Annotated in this window: 14 protein-coding genes; 10 read left to right on the top strand and 4 right to left on the bottom strand. The window is 48.9% G+C overall.

Going from position 1 to position 19,693, the window contains the following annotated elements; all coding sequences use genetic code 11:
• Nucleotides 1-90 precede the first annotated feature (90 nt).
• The 5 genes from V5T57_RS00875 to V5T57_RS00855 are packed head-to-tail and all read left to right on the top strand — an operon-like array spanning nucleotide 91 to nucleotide 6,868.
• Nucleotides 91-738, top strand: coding sequence for a cobalamin B12-binding domain-containing protein (locus tag V5T57_RS00875; protein ID WP_332889258.1), 648 nt, complete (start codon nucleotides 91-93; stop codon nucleotides 736-738).
• Complete coding sequence (locus tag V5T57_RS00870; protein WP_332889257.1) at nucleotides 735-1,793, top strand: uroporphyrinogen decarboxylase family protein; 1,059 nt, start codon at nucleotides 735-737, stop codon at nucleotides 1,791-1,793. Before V5T57_RS00875 ends, V5T57_RS00870 begins: the two co-directional genes overlap by 4 nt.
• The gene (locus V5T57_RS00865; protein ID WP_332889256.1) at nucleotides 1,790-3,541 is read left to right on the top strand and encodes a sensor histidine kinase; all 1,752 of its coding nucleotides are present in this window, start codon (nucleotides 1,790-1,792) and stop codon (nucleotides 3,539-3,541) included. Before V5T57_RS00870 ends, V5T57_RS00865 begins: the two co-directional genes overlap by 4 nt.
• On the top strand, nucleotides 3,538-3,987 hold the full coding sequence (locus V5T57_RS00860) for a response regulator (RefSeq protein WP_332889255.1): 450 nt from the start codon (nucleotides 3,538-3,540) through the stop codon (nucleotides 3,985-3,987). Before V5T57_RS00865 ends, V5T57_RS00860 begins: the two co-directional genes overlap by 4 nt.
• Nucleotides 3,980-6,868: a response regulator gene (locus tag V5T57_RS00855; protein ID WP_332889254.1), complete on the top strand. Its 2,889-nt coding sequence runs from the start codon at nucleotides 3,980-3,982 to the stop codon at nucleotides 6,866-6,868. Before V5T57_RS00860 ends, V5T57_RS00855 begins: the two co-directional genes overlap by 8 nt.
• A gap of 11 nt (nucleotides 6,869-6,879) precedes the next feature.
• Here V5T57_RS00855 and V5T57_RS00850 read toward each other — a convergent pair whose 3' ends face one another.
• Complete coding sequence (locus V5T57_RS00850; RefSeq protein WP_332889253.1) at nucleotides 6,880-7,482, bottom strand: hypothetical protein; 603 nt, start codon at nucleotides 7,480-7,482, stop codon at nucleotides 6,880-6,882.
• Between the two features lie 118 nt (nucleotides 7,483-7,600).
• A complete protein-coding gene (locus V5T57_RS00845; protein WP_332889252.1) occupies nucleotides 7,601-10,783 on the bottom strand; it encodes a bacteriohemerythrin in 3,183 nt (1,060 codons plus the stop codon).
• Between the two features lie 774 nt (nucleotides 10,784-11,557).
• Between V5T57_RS00845 and V5T57_RS00840 the strand changes: the two genes are divergently transcribed.
• From V5T57_RS00840 to V5T57_RS00820, 5 genes are all read left to right on the top strand, one after another.
• Nucleotides 11,558-13,489 (top strand): TonB-dependent receptor plug domain-containing protein, encoded by a 1,932-nt coding sequence (locus V5T57_RS00840; RefSeq protein WP_332889251.1) that lies wholly within the window; start codon nucleotides 11,558-11,560, stop codon nucleotides 13,487-13,489.
• Nucleotides 13,489-14,010: a YfiR family protein gene (locus V5T57_RS00835; RefSeq protein ID WP_332889250.1), complete on the top strand. Its 522-nt coding sequence runs from the start codon at nucleotides 13,489-13,491 to the stop codon at nucleotides 14,008-14,010. The genes V5T57_RS00840 and V5T57_RS00835 overlap by 1 nt, the downstream gene beginning before the upstream one ends.
• An 11-nt stretch (nucleotides 14,011-14,021) precedes the next feature.
• Complete coding sequence (locus V5T57_RS00830) at nucleotides 14,022-16,742, top strand: response regulator (RefSeq protein ID WP_332889249.1); 2,721 nt, start codon at nucleotides 14,022-14,024, stop codon at nucleotides 16,740-16,742.
• Nucleotides 16,743-17,022: 280 nt separating this feature from the next.
• Nucleotides 17,023-18,081, top strand: coding sequence for a GGDEF domain-containing protein (locus V5T57_RS00825; RefSeq protein ID WP_332889248.1), 1,059 nt, complete (start codon nucleotides 17,023-17,025; stop codon nucleotides 18,079-18,081).
• A gap of 131 nt (nucleotides 18,082-18,212) precedes the next feature.
• On the top strand, nucleotides 18,213-18,536 hold the full coding sequence (locus V5T57_RS00820) for an antibiotic biosynthesis monooxygenase family protein (RefSeq protein WP_332889247.1): 324 nt from the start codon (nucleotides 18,213-18,215) through the stop codon (nucleotides 18,534-18,536).
• Nucleotides 18,537-18,756: 220 nt separating this feature from the next.
• On the opposite strand, the gene V5T57_RS00815 is transcribed toward V5T57_RS00820, so the two are convergent.
• Together V5T57_RS00815 and V5T57_RS00810 are read right to left on the bottom strand one after the other, a co-directional pair.
• Nucleotides 18,757-19,077: a hypothetical protein gene (locus V5T57_RS00815; protein ID WP_332889246.1), complete on the bottom strand. Its 321-nt coding sequence runs from the start codon at nucleotides 19,075-19,077 to the stop codon at nucleotides 18,757-18,759.
• Between the two features lie 66 nt (nucleotides 19,078-19,143).
• Nucleotides 19,144-19,692, bottom strand: a complete 549-nt coding sequence (locus V5T57_RS00810) for a hypothetical protein (RefSeq protein ID WP_332889245.1) — start codon at nucleotides 19,690-19,692, stop codon at nucleotides 19,144-19,146.
• Nucleotide 19,693: the final 1 nt, after the last annotated feature.

Here is a 19,693-nt window from a genome sequence, read left to right as displayed (position 1 = left end):
TTTGAAACATTTTGTTACTGTCATAGAATATATATAGGCACCCATACAAAATGATTATCTGAAGTGGATGAGCTCTGTAGGGAGGTTGTTATGACGACCGATACAGCGCTATTGTCAGGATCTGCCCCAGTAGCAGAACTGCAAAAGGCACTTATGCAAGTGGATCGTGTTTCTGCACGATCGATTTTGCACACCTTTGCGCAGCACAATAGCCCCACAACCGTTGTGGAATCTCTGTTGGTCCCTGTGCTAGAAGAGATTGGACAAGGTTGGGAGGTGGGGGATGTTGCGCTCTCTCAAGTCTATATGAGTGGTCAAGTCTGTGAAGAACTTGCCAACGGTCTGCAGTGGGATAACCAAGAAAAACCCTGGCCCCAACCGGCTATGGCCATTTGTGTGCTGGAAGATTTTCATATGTTGGGTAAGCAGATGGTCTATAGCGCCCTAAAGGCCAGTGGTTATGATCTGCATGACTATGGTCGTATGGATCTGAAGGGCTTGGTGCCACGTATTAAGCAAGATGGTATTTCTGTCATGCTGGTCTCAGCACTGATGTTGCGTTCAGCCCTACGGGTGGCGGATTTGCGGGCAAAGCTTAATGAAGAAGGTTTATCGGTGCGTATTGTTGTTGGGGGGGCGCCATTTAGGTTTGATGATCAGTTATGGCAAGAGGTGGGGGCCGATGCCATGGCACGCAACACCGCTGAGGCGTTGCAGATGGTAAGGAGCTTATCATGAACCCTGCTCCCATGACTTCTATGCAGCGTGTGCTTACCACTCTGGGTCATCAGGAACCAGACCGGGTCCCGCTTTTTTTACTGTTTACCATTACGGGTGCCAAAGAGTTGGGCACCTCGATCAAAGACTATTTTTCCGATGCGGCTATGGTTGCTAAAGGGCAACTTAAGCTTCTTGAAAAATATGACAATGATTGTCTGTATGGCTTTCATTATGCGGCGATCGAAACCCAAGCCTGGGGTGGGGATGTCATTTGGTTTGAGGATGGCCCCCCCAATGCAGGACGCCCGGTGATTACCCGCCCGGAGGATATTGATCATCTTCATGTCCCTGACATTCCTAAGAGCCCCGATCTGCAGCGGGTGCTTGAGAGCCAAAGGCGGATGAAGCAGGCTGTGGGAGATACGGTTCCGATTATTGGTGTGGCGATCTCCCCTTTTTCACTGCCGGTTATGCAGATGGGGTTTGGTCCTTACCTTGAACTTATCTATACAGACCGTACACGTTTTCAAAAGTTAATGGCGCTCAATGAGGCGTTTAGCATCGCCTGGGCCAATGCGCAATTGGAAGCAGGTGCCACAGCCATTTGCTACTTTGACCCCGTATCTTCTACCACCAACATACCTGCAGATCTCTACAAAGAGACCGGTTATGAGGTCGCTAAACGTACCTTGGCCTCTATTCAGGGTCCAACGGCGACGCATTTTGCTTCGGGTAATGCCCTGGAGATTGTGGATCAAGTGGCCCAAACCGGTACTGCTGTTATGGGGATAAGCAGTGCGGAAGATTTGGATCAATTAAAATCATCTTGCCGTGGAAAATTAAGCCTGTTGGGCAATCTTAACGGTGTCAGTATGCGCCGTTGGAGCGCAGAAATGACAGAGCATGCGGTGAAGGAGGTCATCCGCAAGGCTGCACCAGGTGGGGGGTTTATTCTCTCGGATAACCACGGTGAGATCCCTTGGCAGGTTCCCCATGAAGTACTGCAAGGTGTGCGGGATGCTCTGAATAAGTGGGGTCGCTACCCATTAGATTGGGTGGAGGCTGAAGCATGAGCGAACCTCTTAACATTTGGGTTTGCCAGTATCTGGTACGGGAGGTGGAACTGGCCTTGGAAAACCGTAAGGATGTGGTGATCCATAGCTATCCTGCCAATTGTGATAAACCCACATTGGAAGAAGGCCCCTGGCTAGATGCCATGCTCGAGCAGCCTAAACGTACCATGATTGTAGAAGGGGGATGCTTGGCTGCTCTGCATAAACGTTTAGAGGCAGGCAAGGTACGTGTTGGGGTACGAGATCTCTGTTTTGATCTTCTTGCAGGCCGGGAAACTTTAACCGAGCCTTTAAAAAATGGGGCGCACCTGTTAACCCCCGGTATGTTGCCCCACTGGAAGCAAAAAGTTGTGCAATGGGGCTTTTCTCCCGACCAGCCAGAAGACTGCTTTGGTGGGCAAACCCATGAGTTGTTGTTGCTCGATAGTGGTGCGGATGTTCATGCCCAGACGCATCTACAGGCTTTATCGGCGTATACAGGGATCCCTGCGCGTACCTTGCCTGTTGGTATCGCCATGTTTAGGGCACACCTAGAATCACGTATTCATGCCCACCATTTGGCCAACTGCAACAGCAGCCTTAAACAGCAGGAGCGTGCTTTGGCTGATGCTGCCATGGTGGCGCAGTTGGCCGGGCAGATAACAGGATTTGCCGCGGAAGAGCATGTGATCCAGGGGGTGATGGATCTGTTTCAAATGTTATGTGCGCCGCAAGCGGTTGCCTTACTTGCAAAAGGTCAACAGACCCCACAGAAATGGCATCACCAAAACATGGGTATGGATGATCTGGCCCTAGAAGCGATGGTGCAGCCGTTGGAAGCAGTGACAGAGAGTGCGCCGTTTGAAGATGGTTTTACACTTTGCCTGAACCATCAAGGACAGACGTTGGGGGTGCTGGCAGTTGTTGGGCTGGCTTTTCCTCACCAACGAGACCGTTATTTAAACCAAGGGTTACAGTTGGCCCCTGTGGCGGGGTTAGCACTGGCCAATGCCCGTTTGTTAAGGGCGCGAGAGCAGGATGCAAGCCAAATTCGTGCACTAAACCTAGATCTAAACCAGCGTGTGGCCGAGTTAAATGCGGCCAATGAAGAGCTGGAGGCTTTTACGTACTCTGTCTCACATGATTTACGTGGGCCTCTGCGTGCGATTGATGGATTTAGTGCCGCACTGGTCCAAGATTTAGGGGATGCGTTAGAGCCGACCCCCAAACATTTTTTAGACCGGGTTAGGGCAGGGGCTGTTCGCATGGGGCAGTTGATTGATGATCTGCTCAAGCTATCGCGTTCCACCCGCGGTGAGCTGCAAAGAGAGTGCTGTGATCTATCGGCCATTGCTCATGAGGTCTTGGAGGGGTGCCAAGCCAAGGAGCCCGAGCGGCAGGTTAAGATTCAGGTTGAGGATGCACTGACTGTGGAGGCCGACCCCCGCTTTGTGCGGGTGGTGTTAGAGAATCTTTTGGGCAATGCATGGAAGTATACGGGGCAAAAAGATCATGCACACATCTCCGTTACGAAACAGGCGGGAAGGGTTGTGATTCAGGATAACGGAGCTGGATTTGATATGGCGTATGCTCAACGTCTTTTCCAGCCCTTTCAGCGCTTACACAACGATCAAGAATTTGAAGGTAGCGGTATCGGTTTAAGCACGGTTAAAAGAATTATTCAACGCCATGGTGGGACCATAGAAGCAACGGCAAAACCCGGAGAAGGTGCCCGTTTTAGTTTGACCTTTGGAGAGGACATATCATGAAACCCCCAACCCTGTTTTTGGTGGAGGATAACCCAGATGATGTTGAGTTAACCCTGCGTGTTTTTAAGAAGCAGGGGAGTAAGGTTCATGTGGAAGTTGCGACGGATGGAGCAGAGGCCATCCGCCGTTTAACAGACCCTACTTTGTTACACGCCGGAATTTGGCCTCCTCATGTGGTGTTGTTGGATCTGAACCTGCCTAAACTTTCTGGCATGGAGGTCTTGCAAAAAATCCGCGTCACGCCAGGGATTGAACATCTACCCGTTATCGTTTTAACCACATCCAATGATGCTTTGGAGTGTAAGCGCTGTTATGAACTGGGCGCATGTAGCTTTGTACGAAAACCGGTTGTTTATGAGGCCTTTGTAGAGGTCATTCGGCAGTTAGGAGTCTATTGGCTGGATATTAATATGCCGCCACCTTCCCAGGTTCAAGCCCATGGTTGAGAGCCTTCATTTATTGTTGGTGGATGATAACCCTGATGATGCCGAGCTGATTGTACTGGAGCTACAGCAGCAAGGCATGCATGTGCAATGGCAACGGGTGGAAGATGAAGCGGGATTGGATGATGCCTTAAAAAATCAGAATTTTGATGCTGTCATTTGTGATATCCGCATGCCCAGAATGACGGCGCACCTCTGTTTGGAAAAAGTCGGGCAGTGGGATAATAATCTTCCAGTTCTTATTATCTCCGGCACCGTACCTGAGACTGATGCCATTACATTGTTGGAAGCAGGTGCCCGGGATTTTCTCTCTAAAGACAACCTTACACGGTTACAGGTGGCTTTGCGGCGTGAGATCCTCGATGCCCGATCCCGCCGTGCCAAGGCGCTTGCTGAACAGCAGGTTAAAGAGCAGGAGTCAAACCTTCGTTCACTGTTTAATGCTATGGCAGAAGGTTTTTATGCGCTAGATCTGGATGGATGCTGCACCATCGCCAACCCGGCCTGTGCCCAGATATTGGGTTATGAAGATCCACAGCACCTGGTGGGTAAGCATATGCACCAACTTATTCATCCAAAAGATAAGGATGGAAAGCCTGTCTCTTCTTCACACTGTCCTATTTACCAAGCCATGATTGCTGGTGAGACCATTGAAGGGGGCGATCAAACCTTTTGGCGAGCAGATGGCCGTGCTTTTCCTGTCTCCTACCGGTCAGTTCCGCTTAGGGAAGAGGAGCGAGTGGTCGGTGCGGTGGTGACCTTTCGGGATATCACCGAGCAACGGGCAGCGGAACAGAAAATTATTCATAGTGAAGCCCACTATCGGAACCTGTTTGAAAACTCTCCCATCTCTTTATGGGAAGAGGATTTTAGTACGGTTAAGCAGCACTTGGATGATTTGGCTTCACAGGGGATTACGGATTTGCCTGCCTATTTAATGGATAACCCTGACGTTGTCACCAGATGTGCCAAGATGGTACGTGTAAAAAATGTTAACCAAGCTACGCTTGAGCTGTTTGAGGCACCCAGTAAAGAGGGGTTGTATGAGAGCTTGGCGCATATTTTTAATGAAGAGAGTTTGGTGGTTTTTCGCCAAGAACTCATCGGTTTTTTAGAAGGAAAGCAGCTTTTTGAACGGGAGGCTGTGCAAAAGACTTTAAACGGGCAAACCTTATGGACACAAGTTCGCGCCTCTTTATCGGAAGAGTCTGAGGGATCTTGGGATAACGTACTGGTGACGGTGGTGGATTTGACCCAACGCAAAGAGGTTGAAGATGCTTTGGTACACGCCAAGGAGGAGGCTGAGCATGCCAACCGGTGTAAAAGCGAATTTTTAGCGACCATGAGTCATGAAATTCGTACACCAATGAATGCCATTTTAGGGACCTCTGAACTGTTATTAGAGACGGCGCTTAACCAAGATCAGCGCAGTTTTATGGATTTACTTAGTTCAGCAGGGGGGAACCTCCTACAGATTATCAATGATATTCTTGATATTTCAAAAATTGAAGCAGGCCACATGGAGTTGGAAACCACCTGTTTTTCTCCCAGGCAAGTGGTACGCGATGCACTCTCGATTGTCGAACATCGCAGTCAGGAAAAAGGGCTGCAACTGCTGCATTTTTTTGATGACACCGTCCCTTACCATTTAATGGGTGATCCCTCTCGCTTAAGGCAGGTCCTGATTAACTTTTTGGGTAATGCTGTAAAGTTTACCCATGAAGGGAGTATCTCTGTTTTGGTGCGCAGCCAAAACATGTCTAGTGATGAAAAAGTTGAATTATTGATCTCTGTGGTCGATACAGGTATTGGTATCCCACAGATCATGCAGGATAAAATATTTCAAGCATTTACACAGGCTGATGCCTCCATTACCCGGAAATATGGGGGCAGTGGCCTTGGCTTAGCCATTTCACAGCGTATTATTGGCTTGATGGGGGGTGCCCTGACCTTAAAGAGTCATGAAGAGGTGGGTAGCTCTTTTACACTACAGGTACCGATGCAGGTAGATCGACAAACGCCAGATCATGAAACCACATTGGCCCTAAGCAACAAGCGGGTTTTGGTCAAGCATGACCACCCCATTATTCATGACTACTACGAAAAAACTGTGCGGCATTTGGGGGGGGTGGCTCTATCAAGAGGGAATAGGCATCCACTGGAACATGATTTAGAGATGATCTACGGCCAAGATGGTCGTTTTCCCGATCTCTTATTAATTCATTATGATGGGGAAGATCTACAGAAGCTGCATGATACCTTACATCACATCCGTTTACGGCATGATGCAAACCGGCTGCCCATTATTTTAAGTGGTGCACTGCCTAAAACAGGATTGGATCTGTTTGATTCATTGAGCATTCATCTACAGCGTGCCCCCCATGAGTTGGATCTATTGATGGGCAGTTTGACAGAAGTGATGGGACAGGCATCCCAACAGATCAAAGAGCGTGAGGCTGAGCAGCTAAGTCAACCACTGCATCTATTGGTGGTGGATGACAGCGAAGATAATTTAAAGCTGATTCAAGCCTTTTTAAAGGGCTCTCCCCACCATTTAACCCTTGCACGCAATGGCCGTGAGGCGGTGGAGTTGGTGACAGTAGTAAGCCAGGAGCCTGTTGATATGATACTCATGGATGTGCAGATGCCGCAGATGGATGGTTATACAGCCACCCAGATTATTCGAGATTGGGAGCGTGAGCAGAAGCGAGCCCCTTTACCCATTTTAGCACTTACCGCCCATGCCATGAGGGAGCATGTGCAGATGTCCATGGAGGCTGGCTGTACCGCTCACTTAAGTAAACCTGTTCATAAAAAGAAGCTGCTTAAAGCCATACAACGTTATGGAAATAAGCAAGAGAGCTTCAGCTATATCCTTGAATAACGGCCTTGCTCTTAATGTAGTTGCCCACCCGCAGGTGGTATGATAGGTGGCGTTGTTGGAGGGGTCGAACCTTTGGGTTTTCCGGGTTGTGGTACAGCAGGTTCATCTTTAAGTGAAAAGGTAACGCCCCAGCCCACCTGGTTTACCCGTGTCATAATCAATTTACAGACGGCATGCAGTAGGGTGACATCCATATTCATGGTCATACCAGCCCCTTTTTTAGGGCGCAATGACAGCTCCAGAAGCTGATCTTTGGGGGTGAAGGATATGGTGTGAACCAAAATGGGCACTTCCCCTAAGGGCAGGGACTGGGACTGCTCTTGATATTTGGTTTTAAAATCAACTTTTTCATCAGCATTTTGCTGGGCAAAATCCAACATCATCTCTTCAGCCTCAGGTGTAGCTGCTGTAGCACCCCCGGTTGAATATTGCCGTAAAAATTTGAGGAAAGCCGGCCAGACACGGATAACGATATGACGTGTCAGCCAAAAACGGTATTCGTTGCTTTGTGAGTCGTTCAAACGCAGCAATAAACGATCTTCTTCTGCATCATAAGCGATGTTAAGTTGAAAGATTGCCGTGCTGTCGCTGGATGTATTCTCGTTCTCAGACATACCGTTGCCTTTGACCCGACTCTATAGGGGGTTAATTCAGGATAGATGCGGTATGTTAACGGGGAGCGGCGCCGGTTTCAACGGGCTACCCGAAAAACAAGAATAAAGCAGGTCCTGGTTAATAGATGCCTTTACTGTTGAAATAGCTACGGTACTCCATGTCTGAGCCAAGAATATGTTGGGAGAGCCAGGTTTTATTAAAGCTGAGTACATCAATCCCAACAGCAAACTCGCCTTTTTTGAACTCATCCGCAAATTCCACGACCTTTTTCACCATGGCTCTGTGCTCTTTTTTCTGAGCATCCAACCCTGGGTAGTTAATGTCAGCCATGGCGGCCTCTTCCCGTTTAAAGTGGGTTTCGGTAAAGGCGGTTAGTTCATCAATAATGGCATGGAGTTGATCGTTTTCAATGCCCTCTTTCATCCCCCGGTGGAGTTGGTTGGTTAAGTCGATCAATACCTTGTGGTCATCATCAAACTGTTTAACGCCCACACTCATATTATCCGACCATGGGAAGAAGGGACGTTGATCGTCACGATGTTCCGCGGTGAAACCTTGGTAGAGTTCGTTCAATAACCCAAACATACGATCACGGGTGTTATGGTATTGCTCCATTTGGGCCTCAATGGAGGCATGGTTCCCCTGGTTAATCTGGCGTACCATTTCACACCCCAGTGTATGGAGCTCCTGCTGTAACCCTTTTAGCTGCTCAAAGTAGGGGGTGCCATGGTAGAGGGCTGCCCCTTTGCCTTTAATCCACTTACCCAGATCTGTCTGTTCAGGGGTATCACACTGTTCAGGGTTTAACTCAATACGGCCATGAATGGCTTGTTCCAGCTCACCTTGGTTATGCAGGTAGTAATCCTTGATCGTCCGGACATTAAAGGGGGCTGCTCCAGTATCCAGTTCAATTTGAGCCACATAAAGTGCGTTTGACATACCTTGTAGGACTTGCCCCAAGCGGCCAAAGTGCGAAGCAGAACCGGCAAGGAAGTCTGCTGTTCGTTCGGCCTGCTGCATCTTGTCTTGAACGTCACTTGAGGTGTTCTGGGTATTGTCCATGGCTTGTAGGATGATCTGTACCGACTCCAGTGCGCTATCGCTATCGCTGGCGACTTGGCCCGCGGCCATCATGCCAGCGTTTGCCGAGTTGGACATCTTCTCCGTGCCTTCCGCAGTCTCTGTGGCGGATTGTGCAACCTCACGGGCAGCTTGGTCCAGGCTCTCTACATTTTCCGTGGCAGTTGTGGAGGCTGCGGTTACACCTTCCATAGAACCAGAAATATCACGGATGGTGTAGGTTTGGTTGTCTACCGATTCCGTAATGGTGAGGTTGGATTGATTAATACGCTCAATGCTGGCCGTAATTTGTGAATTAGCATCGGTGGCATTACGTGCGTGGGTTTGGATCTCATCAATACGCTCAGAGATCGTCTGAGTAGCCTCTTGGGTCTGGTGGGCAAGCTCTTTAACTTCGTTGGCGACAACCGCAAAGCCTTTACCCGCATCACCAGCACCCGCAGCTTCAATGGCCGCATTCAGTGCCAACATGTTGGTCTGTTCTGCAATATTGTTGATGATATCCACAACATTGCCAATTTCACGAGCCGAGTGGCTCAGCTGGCTCATGACCTGGGCCGCATTTTGAGCCCGTTGGTTGGCTTCATTCGATTCCTGGCTGGCGTTTTGACACCGCTCACGGACATCAGTGAGGGCACGAGTCATGGCGTAAATGGACTCGGCCACATGACCAACCGCATCATCTACCTGGGTCAGGCTACTTTTAACCGAGCCAATACGCATAAGCATATCATCAGAGGCGTGGGCAACACTGTTGACCCGTCCTGAGGCTTGTTCGGCCTCCTGGGCAATTAAAGCAATATCTGAAGAGAGCTGGTTAGAGGCGTCAGAAATGGCAGAGATCTTGTTGGTTGCGCTCTGCACTGCTTCTTGAACTTTAACAATCTCTTCATTAAGGCTGCCTGTTGAGGTCGTGACATTTTGTACCAAGCCATAGGAGGTCTCTGCATCGGCTTGAATATGATCACGAATACGCATGAGCTCACCTGCACCGGCTGTGACACTACCGGCATTCAGGCCAATCACACGCATCATGCTTACCAAAGATTTCGCCAGCAGGTTAACCGAGCGGGTTATTTCTGAAATCTCATCTTCATTTTTCGGTTGCTCAAGGGTTTGGGTCAGGTCCCCCTCTGCCATGAGCCGTAGTGTATGGTTAATCCGTTTAAGCGGTTTGGTGACCATACGGGTAACAATAGCTGCGACCAACATACCAATAATGGTTAAAAAGGTGAGGGCAAACCAAGTGATTTGCTTACCCTTTTTAATGGAGCCTGCCAGTTCATCCGTACCTTGGTTCATGGCGGATTCCTGGGCTTTAACCAGGGTCGTAATAGAACCATTCAGGGTATCTAGCAATGGCACAGCTTTGTTGGCCAGTAACCAAGTTCCTTTATTCCAGTTCGGGTCACTACTCTTGACTTTAAAAATTTCTGCAACAGCTTTAGCAACCGCAGTACGGCTACTAACAATCCGTTTAAATGCCTTTTTCTGTTTCTTGTTTAGGTTGGATTGCCCACGCTCCAACACCGCATAGGAGCCACTGTTACTCTTCCAGTTCTTATTATATTTTTTAATATGTTTGGGGTCGCCAGTCAGTAAGTAGGAGCGTACCTCGGTCATCGCTGTCGAGAAGGTGGTGTTGAACTTAGCCATGTTTTGCAACATGGTCCGGCTGCCTTTGACCTTTGTGGCGTCATCGGTACCCATAAACCGACGGCTCTCACGGCGCATCATGCTGCCGGTATACTTCTCCAGCTTTTGAATAAGGGGCTCTACTTTGGTTAAAAAAGTAGCCAGAGTTGGTTGAGCCTCTTTGGTATTGGCCAGAGCTTCAATCTCATCCTGCATGGCACGAAAATCGGCAAACTGCCCTTTGATGGCATTGAGCTGTTTGGTGTGACCGTTGCCATCCGACCTCTGTAGAGCCGTTGTCAGTACGTTTAGATCGGCATCAATCTGCTGCCAAGCTTGGGCCCGGTGCTGCTTGAATTTTTCATCACCAATTAGCATCCAGCCCCGCAACGAGGCGAGAGAGGATTGAATGGAGGTTTGTAGGCGCCCACCGGACATGGCTGCGGGTACCTGAACCTCATTAACTGTCGAAGCCAGATCATTGGCTGTATTGAACGATGCTAGACTGGAGAGTCCCTGAATCAGCATAAGTGAAATCAGGATACCCAAGCCCAGATAGTTCTTGGTGGCAATGGTCCACCGCATGTAGCGTCCCCTTGGATGATCTCGGTTCAAATCTACATTTCCCCCGTAGAGGTTTGAACACGATTTAACAGAATATGACAAGAACATGAAATTCTTGACCTATTCCAGTTTACTAAAAAAAGTGAATGGGCAGATGTTCTCAGTTTATGCTTAAATTATAGTCAAAAATGTAAATTAATTAGTAGGATAGTGCTCCCTATATAATATAGTTATACTTAATTGAACGACTCAATGACAACCACAAGATGTGGTGTCCCTTAGCTTTTTTTTGATCATTGATCAATAAAATGCATGGGATAGCGTGAGAATCATCCGTTTATCTCTCTATCCATGCAAAAGACTTTTTACTTAATTTGACCTCCCTGGGGGCTGCTGGAATTTTTACAAGCGTGTGGGGCTAATGTGTAAATATGGGCAAATCTGTCCATCGTATTTCTTACAGGTTTACATTTTATACTTTTTTCAGCGCTGGCAGGCCTATAGTGGTGTAATGCAGGTTATCCTTTATTGAATGCAAGCATTGGTTTTTGGGTCGAGAAAGCGGCTGATCTCGTCTAAAAAAGTTGTCTGTGGTACGATCTCATTGCATCCACGTTAAATGACGTGCGATCTTATATTTTTATGCGCTCTATCTTCAATAAAGTAGGGCTTTGTGTGGTAAATCTCTGCAAGGTGATTTTTCTTATGCCATCTCATCTGCATCCCAGTCATGTTGACTCCTCTAAAAAACGATGTTGTCGGTCTGTTTTTTGGCTGGGGCCTCTGCTTGGGCTCATGTTAAGCCATCCTTTGGCCTTGGCTCATGCAGATGAGCTGGATCAATTTGGGGATCTCTCCCTTGAGGAGTTGATGACGATGGATCTGGTGGTCAGTTCTGCCGCCAAAAAAGATGAACGCTTGGCTGAGACACCAGCAGCCGTTTTTGTCATTACAAAAGAAGATATTGCCAGAAGTGGTGCAGAGCATATTCCCCAGCTGTTACGTATGGTACCCGGTGTACAGGTTGCACGTATTGATGCCAGTAAATGGGCCGTCTCCACACGGGGCTTTAATGGTCAGTTTGCCAATAAACTGTTGGTACTTATGGATGGCCGTTCTCTGTATAACCCACTTTATTCTGGGGTGCGTTGGGATTTGCAAACCGTACCATTAACGGAAATTGAGCGTATTGAGGTCATCCGGGGTCCGGGTGGTGCTGTATGGGGGGCCAATGCTGTTAACGGCGTTATTAACATCATTACCCGGCATGCTCAAGAGAGTGCAGGACAGCGCGTCTCTATTGGTACGGGTACCCACCATCAGGAACATTTGAACTATCGCTATGGTGGGCAAAGAGAAAATGGGGATGCGTACCGGATTACGGCTCGCCTAAACCGTTATGACACCGGCTATGATCCAGATGGAGCCTATGATGACTGGCGCGATGGACAGCTTGGTTTCCGTTTGGATCGAGATCTAAACAATGGGAGTCAATGGATGCTGCAGGGGGCTTTTTCCCATGTGCGTAGCGGACAGACCCCTTTGGTACCCGATAACGCCGCGGCCAACTTAACCACAGAGCTGCATGAAGATAGCCGCCGGAACCATGCTTTTCTTTTAAGTCGCTATACCGGAGAGGAAAACCAGGGACGTCAGTGGAAAGGGCAGGTGTATCTGGATCATATTGCTCTGGACGAAAGTGCCATTGGCATTAAACGCTCCACGTTGGATGGTGATGCTCAGTATCAATTTCCATGGGGGGACCGGCATGCGTTATCCGTGGGGGGGGGCGGACGCTTGATCGTGGATGATCTGCGTCGTTCCGATACCATCGGCATGGACCCTCTAAGCGATGTGACCTTTCTGCTCAACGCCTATATGCGAGACACCATTACCCTGGAAAAAGATCGTTGGAAGCTAATTCTAGGCAGTAAATGGGAGTACCATGAAAGTAGTGGACACAACCTGCAACCTAATGTTCGTCTGCTATACACCCCGGATCGAACCAGTAGTTATTGGGCGGCCATATCACGTGCTGTACGCACCCCCGCACGGTTTGAGCGGGATGGTTCTCTACGTTTAGCTGGAACAGGGGTTAGCTATGTCACACTCTACAGTAATGACGAATTTACCTCTGAAAAGCTGAATGCATTTGAAGTGGGCATGCGTTACCAGCCCAATCCCAGTTGGATGGTTGATGGCTCTATCTACTTTAACCAGTATGACGATCTGCGTTCTCTAGAGACAGACGCTGCAGATGCTACCCGGCGTAATGTCGCCAATTTGCTGGATGGGGAAGGGGCCGGTGTTGAGCTGGCGGTAAGTTGGAAAAAAGATGATCAGCTGCAGGCTCATTTGGCCTATACCTGGATGGAGTTGTGGCTGCATACCGATCCATCCAGTACCGACACGACCCAAGAGGCCAGTGGCGAGCAGTTGCTGCCCCAACAGCAGGTGAATTTACGCATCAACTGGTCCCCCAATGAGATCTGGCAGGTAGATCCGACATTCCGCTACGTCTCTTCCATGGGGCATCAGGGGGTCTCTGCCTATGCGACCCTTGATCTACGCGTCGCACATGCTTTAACCAAGCAACTGCAACTGGAGCTGGTTGGGCAAAATTTGTTGGATGCCCATACCCGAGAGTTTGTGACATCGGATCTCTATAAAATCCGTTCCAGTGAGGTTTCCCGTTCGCTCTTTATGCGTATGAACTGGACTTTTTGATGGTTCAAAAGAGCACATGGAAGCCTTTAATCTGGTTGGCTGTATGGGGGCTGTTCGTTCCGTCTGTGTGGGCGGAGGATACCCGTGCCTTGGCTTTAAAAGGGGCTTACCTCTACAACTTCACCAAATTTGTCTACTGGCCCAATGAAAAACAGAGTTTTGTTGATCTCTGTATCTGGGGGGACGAACCGCTACGGTTGGTTATGAACCGAATGCTCAAAGGCAAAAAAGCCAGAGGGCGTAGCGTCCGGATTTTTGGGGCATCCCATAAGGGGGCGACGTGTGATCTGCTCTATTTGGGTATGCAGTGGCAGGGAGATCAAAACTCTTTACAAGCCTTGAACCGTAAAGGAAGGTTAACCGCCTCACCGCACCCAGAATTTTTCCAGTGGGGGGGGATGGTTCAGTTGATCACCCATAAAAATAAACTAAGATTTCGTATCCATCAGGCACACGCAGAGGCTCAATCGGTTAAGTTTAATTCCAAATTGATGCAGCTGGCGTTGGATGTGGTCCGTTAAAGGTTATGAATATGGGATTAGTCCATCGACTCTCAATTCATCAAAAGCTCACCCTTATGGCGGTGGGCGCTTCGTTAATTGCCCTGTTGTTCTCCGCCAGTACTTACATGGCTAGAGATTACTGGGGGCGGCGGGATGCCCTGGAAAAACAGTACCATATCCAAGCTCAGTTGATGGCACAAACCCTACAGGCCACACTGGTGTTTAATGATGCACAAAGTGCGTCGGATATGATGGCCGCACTTGGGGCTGATAGCGAAGTACACAGTGCTTGGCTATATGATTTAAGTGGCACCGTATTTAGCCGCTATGTGCGCAAGGATCTGGTGGGTCTTCCGCCACCAACCCCGGGGTCCATCCCCATGTCTGGTCATCGGTTTGGCCAACATCTTTTGGATCTGGCGTTACCCGTTAAACTGCAAGATGAACGGGTCGGGCTGTTTTATTTAAGGGTAGATCTGCGGCGGTATCGGGCGCTATTAGGGCAGGATCTTACCCTGACCTTGCTGTTTTTGGTGTTGTCTGCGTCTGCAGCCTATTTAATTGCCCGTCGTATGCACCGAACCATTACCACCCCTATTCAAGCTTTGGCCGCGGTTGCTCAGCGGGTCGCTATTAACCAAGACTATGCCGCGCGGGCGCCTGAGATCCATACCAATGATGAACTGCATCTCTTAGTGGATGGTTTTAACGGGATGCTTAATGAAATTGGACGTCAGGATGAAGCGCTACGTCAGCATAGAGACTCTCTTGAGGTCCAGGTTGAAGCAAGAACGGTGGAGTTGACAGATCTCAACCATGCATTGGCTGAAGCAAGGGATCAGGCCCTGGAGTCGGCACGTTTGAAGTCCGCATTTTTGGCGACGATGAGTCATGAAATCCGAACCCCCATGAATGGGGTTGTGGGTATGTTGGAGTTGCTGGATGAGAAAAGCCTATCCCATCAGCAGCAAGAGTATGTCTCTATTGCCAAACACTCTTCTGAAGCTCTGCTTAATATTATTAATGATATCTTGGATTTTTCAAAAGTAGAGGCCGGTCATCTTGAGCTGGAGTCTATCCCCTTTAATCCTTTGCAGGAGATGGAGGAGGTGGTTGCTCTGTTGGCGCCGCGTGCACATAACAAGGGTGTGGCTCTTGTTGTTAAAGCGCAGTGGGAGACACTCCCTGCCATCGTGAAGGGGGATCCCCTACGTTTTCGTCAGGTTTTAACCAACTTAATTGGTAATGCCATTAAGTTTACCCATAAGGGGGAGGTTGAAATGTTCCTCTCCTGGCAAGGTGAGCCGGATGCAACGGGGGAGCTGCACTTTTCTGTTAAGGATACCGGAGTAGGCATTGACGAGCAGGCCCAAAAAAGGCTTTTTCAGGTATTTACCCAAGCCGATGGTTCCACCACCCGTAACTTTGGTGGTACCGGTTTAGGCTTGGCGATATCCAGACAGCTTATTGAGCTTCAGGGCGGGGACATTGGGGTGGAGAGTCAGTTGGGGCAGGGGGCGCGCTTCTTCTTCCATATTCCATTGAATGGGGCAGAAAAGCTGATTTTGGAAGAGTCCCTGCTTTCCACACACGCTTTACCTCAAGTTTGGTTGTTAGAAGCTCATCCATCTACCTGTACAGCCTTGGAAGAGATGCTATCCGCGTTGGGGGTCTCCTATCAAAAATTGGATGGCATGGCCACACTCCAACAGCAGTGGCAACATCTAACCGATGATCAAGCTGTACCTTTGGTGCTTATGGATCTTAGCTACTCGGATACCCCTGAGCTTGCGCAGATGGTACATACCCAGGTATTGACCTCACCCACAGCTTGGATTGCGATGATGGGGGCTGCTGTACAGCTAGAAGGTGCTCGTCACCAGCTAGGCAGTAGTGTTGCGTACCTGAGTAAACCCGTTCGCCTTGGTGAGCTGGTACGGTTATTACAACATGAACTTCAAAATACCCATGTTGTGCCTGTTGATGATGAAAAACCGGCTCTTGAAGGGCAGGTCTTACTTGTTGAAGATAATAAAGTTAATCAAAAAGTAGCATTAGGTATGTTGCAGCCTTTAGGGGTTGAGGTGCAGGTCGCCAGCTCCGGGAAAGAGGCTATAGAATATGTTCAAAATCAAAATTTTGATCTGATTCTTATGGATCTGCATATGCCGCAAATGGGCGGGCTGGAAGCCACCCAAATTTTGCGAGAGCAGGCTAAAGCTGGGGAAGCTCATCTGCCCATTGTTGCTTTGACAGCCACAGATCATGATGCTGACCGGCAGCAAGCTCTAAATGTGGGTATGGATGGTTTTGTAAGTAAGCCGCTCCATCTCTCTGATTTGAAAAAGGTGTTAAACCAGTGGTTAGGGAATAAGCGTGAAGAGGTCGAAACTGTTGGGTTAGAAAAACTTTTCTCAGAAAGTGCCTTAAACCATTTACAGAGTGAGCAGGCCGCCCAACGTCAACATAGTCATCAGCTTTTACAGCTTTGGATGCACGATTGCCACCAATCTTTACACTGTGTCGGCACACTTTTGGACCAGCCCCACAGACCTGCCTTAAAGCCGTTGATACAACAACTCAATAGAGGTGCGTTACAGGTTGGGTTGATAGAAATGGTTCCCCTCTTTGAGCAAATGCTCTACTGGATAGAGCAGCCCAACCCTTCGCCAGATACAGGGATATCGTTGATGCAGCAACTATTAGAGAGCCATAAGCGGCTTCAACAAGGTCTGTTGCAGTTTGCCTAGTGTGTTGTTTAAGTCTATATAAAAAAGAGTATAATCTTTTCTATCTTGTCTTTATTCTGCGTTCCAATCTCTTTTTATATCCGTAAATCCAGATATCTTCCAACCCGTCATATAAACGTTGCAAGGGTGTTGCCCTTGGGTCAAGCATAGTTGGTAGAAATACTGTGCCGTGTGTTGTGGAACCTGCCAAGGTGTAAGGAGAGGGGCGCGGCGTAGGTTCGTGTGTGGGGCCAAACCTATGGGTATCTCCTCTGTTACTCTTGATGTCTGGATGTGGATCATGATGAATGCCCTTGAGATGGAACCGGATAAGTGTGTGGTCACAGCAGGTCAATGTGTGAACCATTTGCCCGAGGAGAGTCGGCCGATTACCCGTAATGGTGATGCCATTTATTCTCTCTTAAGGCCAACTCTGACCGTTACCGAAAAGACCCGGGCAAAAGAGCTGGCAGAGATGTTTAAGTATGATGCCAGCCTTCGTATTATACCGGTATTGGATGCGGATAATAAACCGGTAGGTGCGGTACACCGCAACCATTTTATGGCCATTTTTCTAAGTCAATTTGGTCATGATCTCTATGGCCGAAAACCCATTGAGCGGTTGATGTGTCGTGATCCGCTTATTCTTGAAAAAGATGTCACACTTCAGCAGGCTAGCCGCATCATTACCGATAGCTCATTAATGAGGGATGCCCATGATTTTATCATCACCGATGGAGGCCGCTTTATCGGTGCGGGTTTTTTGCTGGATCTCTTAAAAAAGATCACAGAGCTACAGGTTACGTATGCACGCTACGCAAACCCCTTAACCATGTTGCCCGGCAACGTACCCATTTGTGAAGAAATTGATGCCTGTTTAGAGGCGCAAACCCCTTTTACAGTCTGCTATTTTGATCTCGATAATTTTAAGCCTTTTAACGATGTCTACGGCTATGAACTGGGGGATCGGGTGATCCAAAAGGTTGCTGAGGTGTTGACCGAGCATGTGGACAGTCGTTGTGATTTTATTGGTCATGTCGGGGGGGACGATTTTATTGTCATTTTTCGAAGTGAAGATTGGCATGAGCGAACCACAGCCATGTTAAAGGTGTTTGAGCGCCATGCGCCCCTTTGGTATGCGCCGAAAGATCGTGACGAGGGGGGGATTACTTCTCAAGATCGTCGTGGACAGACACACTTTTTTGGTTTTGTTTCTCTTTCCGTGGGTGCGGTTAAACCCCTGCAAGGGGGGTGCAAGTCACACCATGATGTGGCCAGTTTAGCGGCACATGCCAAAAAGATGGCCAAACAAACCCTCGGTAATTCCCTCTTTATTGACCGTAGACATTCTGTTATTTGAGTGAGCTAAAGAGCGAGGGGGGCTGTTAATGGCGCCTGTGCGAGGACCATTTTGACATCTGCTTTGCTAAATGCTGTGCTTCATGAGAAACTGGGCTTGTTTGGTCCTATTTTAGCATTTGGAGTGTAGCTATGATCGTGGTGATGAACCGTATCCCCGTACATAAAGAGCATCATGAGGCTTTTGAGGCCCGTTTTCTTAACCGAGCTGGTCTTGTCGATAAATCTCCCGGCTTTATCCGGAATGTTATTCTTCGACCCAGTGAAGAGACCAGTGAGTATCATGTGGTGATGACTTTTTGGGAGAGCCAGGAGCACTTTATGGCTTGGACAAAAAGTGAAGCATTCCGCGAGGCCCATAAAAATGCAGGCAGCACGCCTGAGATATACAAAGGCCCCAATGTTTTTGAAATGTATGAAGCGGTTAGTGAGACCGTGCCTGCTCAATCTGAGTGATCACTTGGGGGGGCGGGGGGGGCTTCAGTGGGTGTAAGGGGGACTTTGCCACGTCCTTGGCACTTAGGGCAGGTCTCAAAACAGCAGCCTTGAAAGCAGCAATCATCATTTCCCCAAAACACTTCTCCTCGACCACGGCATTGAGGGCATGTTTGTTCGGTGGGCTTGGACTCAGCCATGAGAGATATTCCACTGTAGGGTCATTGATATTAGACCCATTTTAAGAGCTCTGTGCGGTTTGTGCCAGGATTTGGCGTATGGCACCTACATGACAGTGGCAGTGATCATCTTCTTTCGGGGCGAGTCCTTGGTTGTGCATACGGCACAGATCGCTATGGTCCCCTGGTCCATGTGGTACCTGTAGAAGCACCTTGCGTAACTGTTGAAGATTCTGTTGGTACTGCTGCAGTGTGAGTAGAAGCGGACCTGCTAGGGAGGCCAGTTTATGGGGGTCTAAATGGCCTGCTTGATAGGCCATATGCAGGTCTTCTAACTGCTGGTGTGATAGATGATCTTGAGCGTCTGAGCGTGTAGAAGACATGGCCATTTCCAATATGTGTTAAAAAAAGCCCGCCATTGGCGGGCTTTTTTTGTCTGTAACGGATGCTCAGTAGAGCAGAGAGCGTTTAAAGTTTTCTGCCATGGCTTGTTGGCGAGGGTCCAGTACCGCCATCAAGCCTTCATAGGCTTTATTAACGGCTGGGTCCTTGAGTAGGCTAGCATTAGGGGCCACCCCTTTGGCTGCTTCTACCAGGGCGTTCCAAGCACTCTCCTGATTCGGACGAACCCCAAGCTTACCTTTTAATTGGGCGACATCTGCGGCACTAAAGCGTTGGCTCGGCGCGTTTACACCAAAGTTAGGGTAGAACGGCATAACCGGCGCATAGTTGTAGCGGGGGTAGGCGGCGTAAGGGGTATAGCCATAGCCATGCCCAGGATAGCCGTAGCGGTAGCCAGGGTACCCATAACCTGGGCCATTCCAGGGCCCACCCCAGCCGTTCCAAGGCGAGTTTATACCATTCCAGGGGGTGTTCATGTTGTTCCAGGGGCCATTCATGAACCAGGCGTGGGCATCCTTTGTAGGGGTAACCGTTGCGGTCAACGCCAGCAGTGAAGCGGCGACAGCCAGGGTTTTGGTGCGATGTGTCAGAGTCATC

It is taken from the genome of Magnetococcus sp. PR-3 (assembly GCF_036689865.1).
Taxonomy (GTDB): domain Bacteria; phylum Pseudomonadota; class Magnetococcia; order Magnetococcales; family Magnetococcaceae; genus Magnetococcus.
This window is presented reverse-complemented; position numbering and strand designations above follow the sequence as displayed.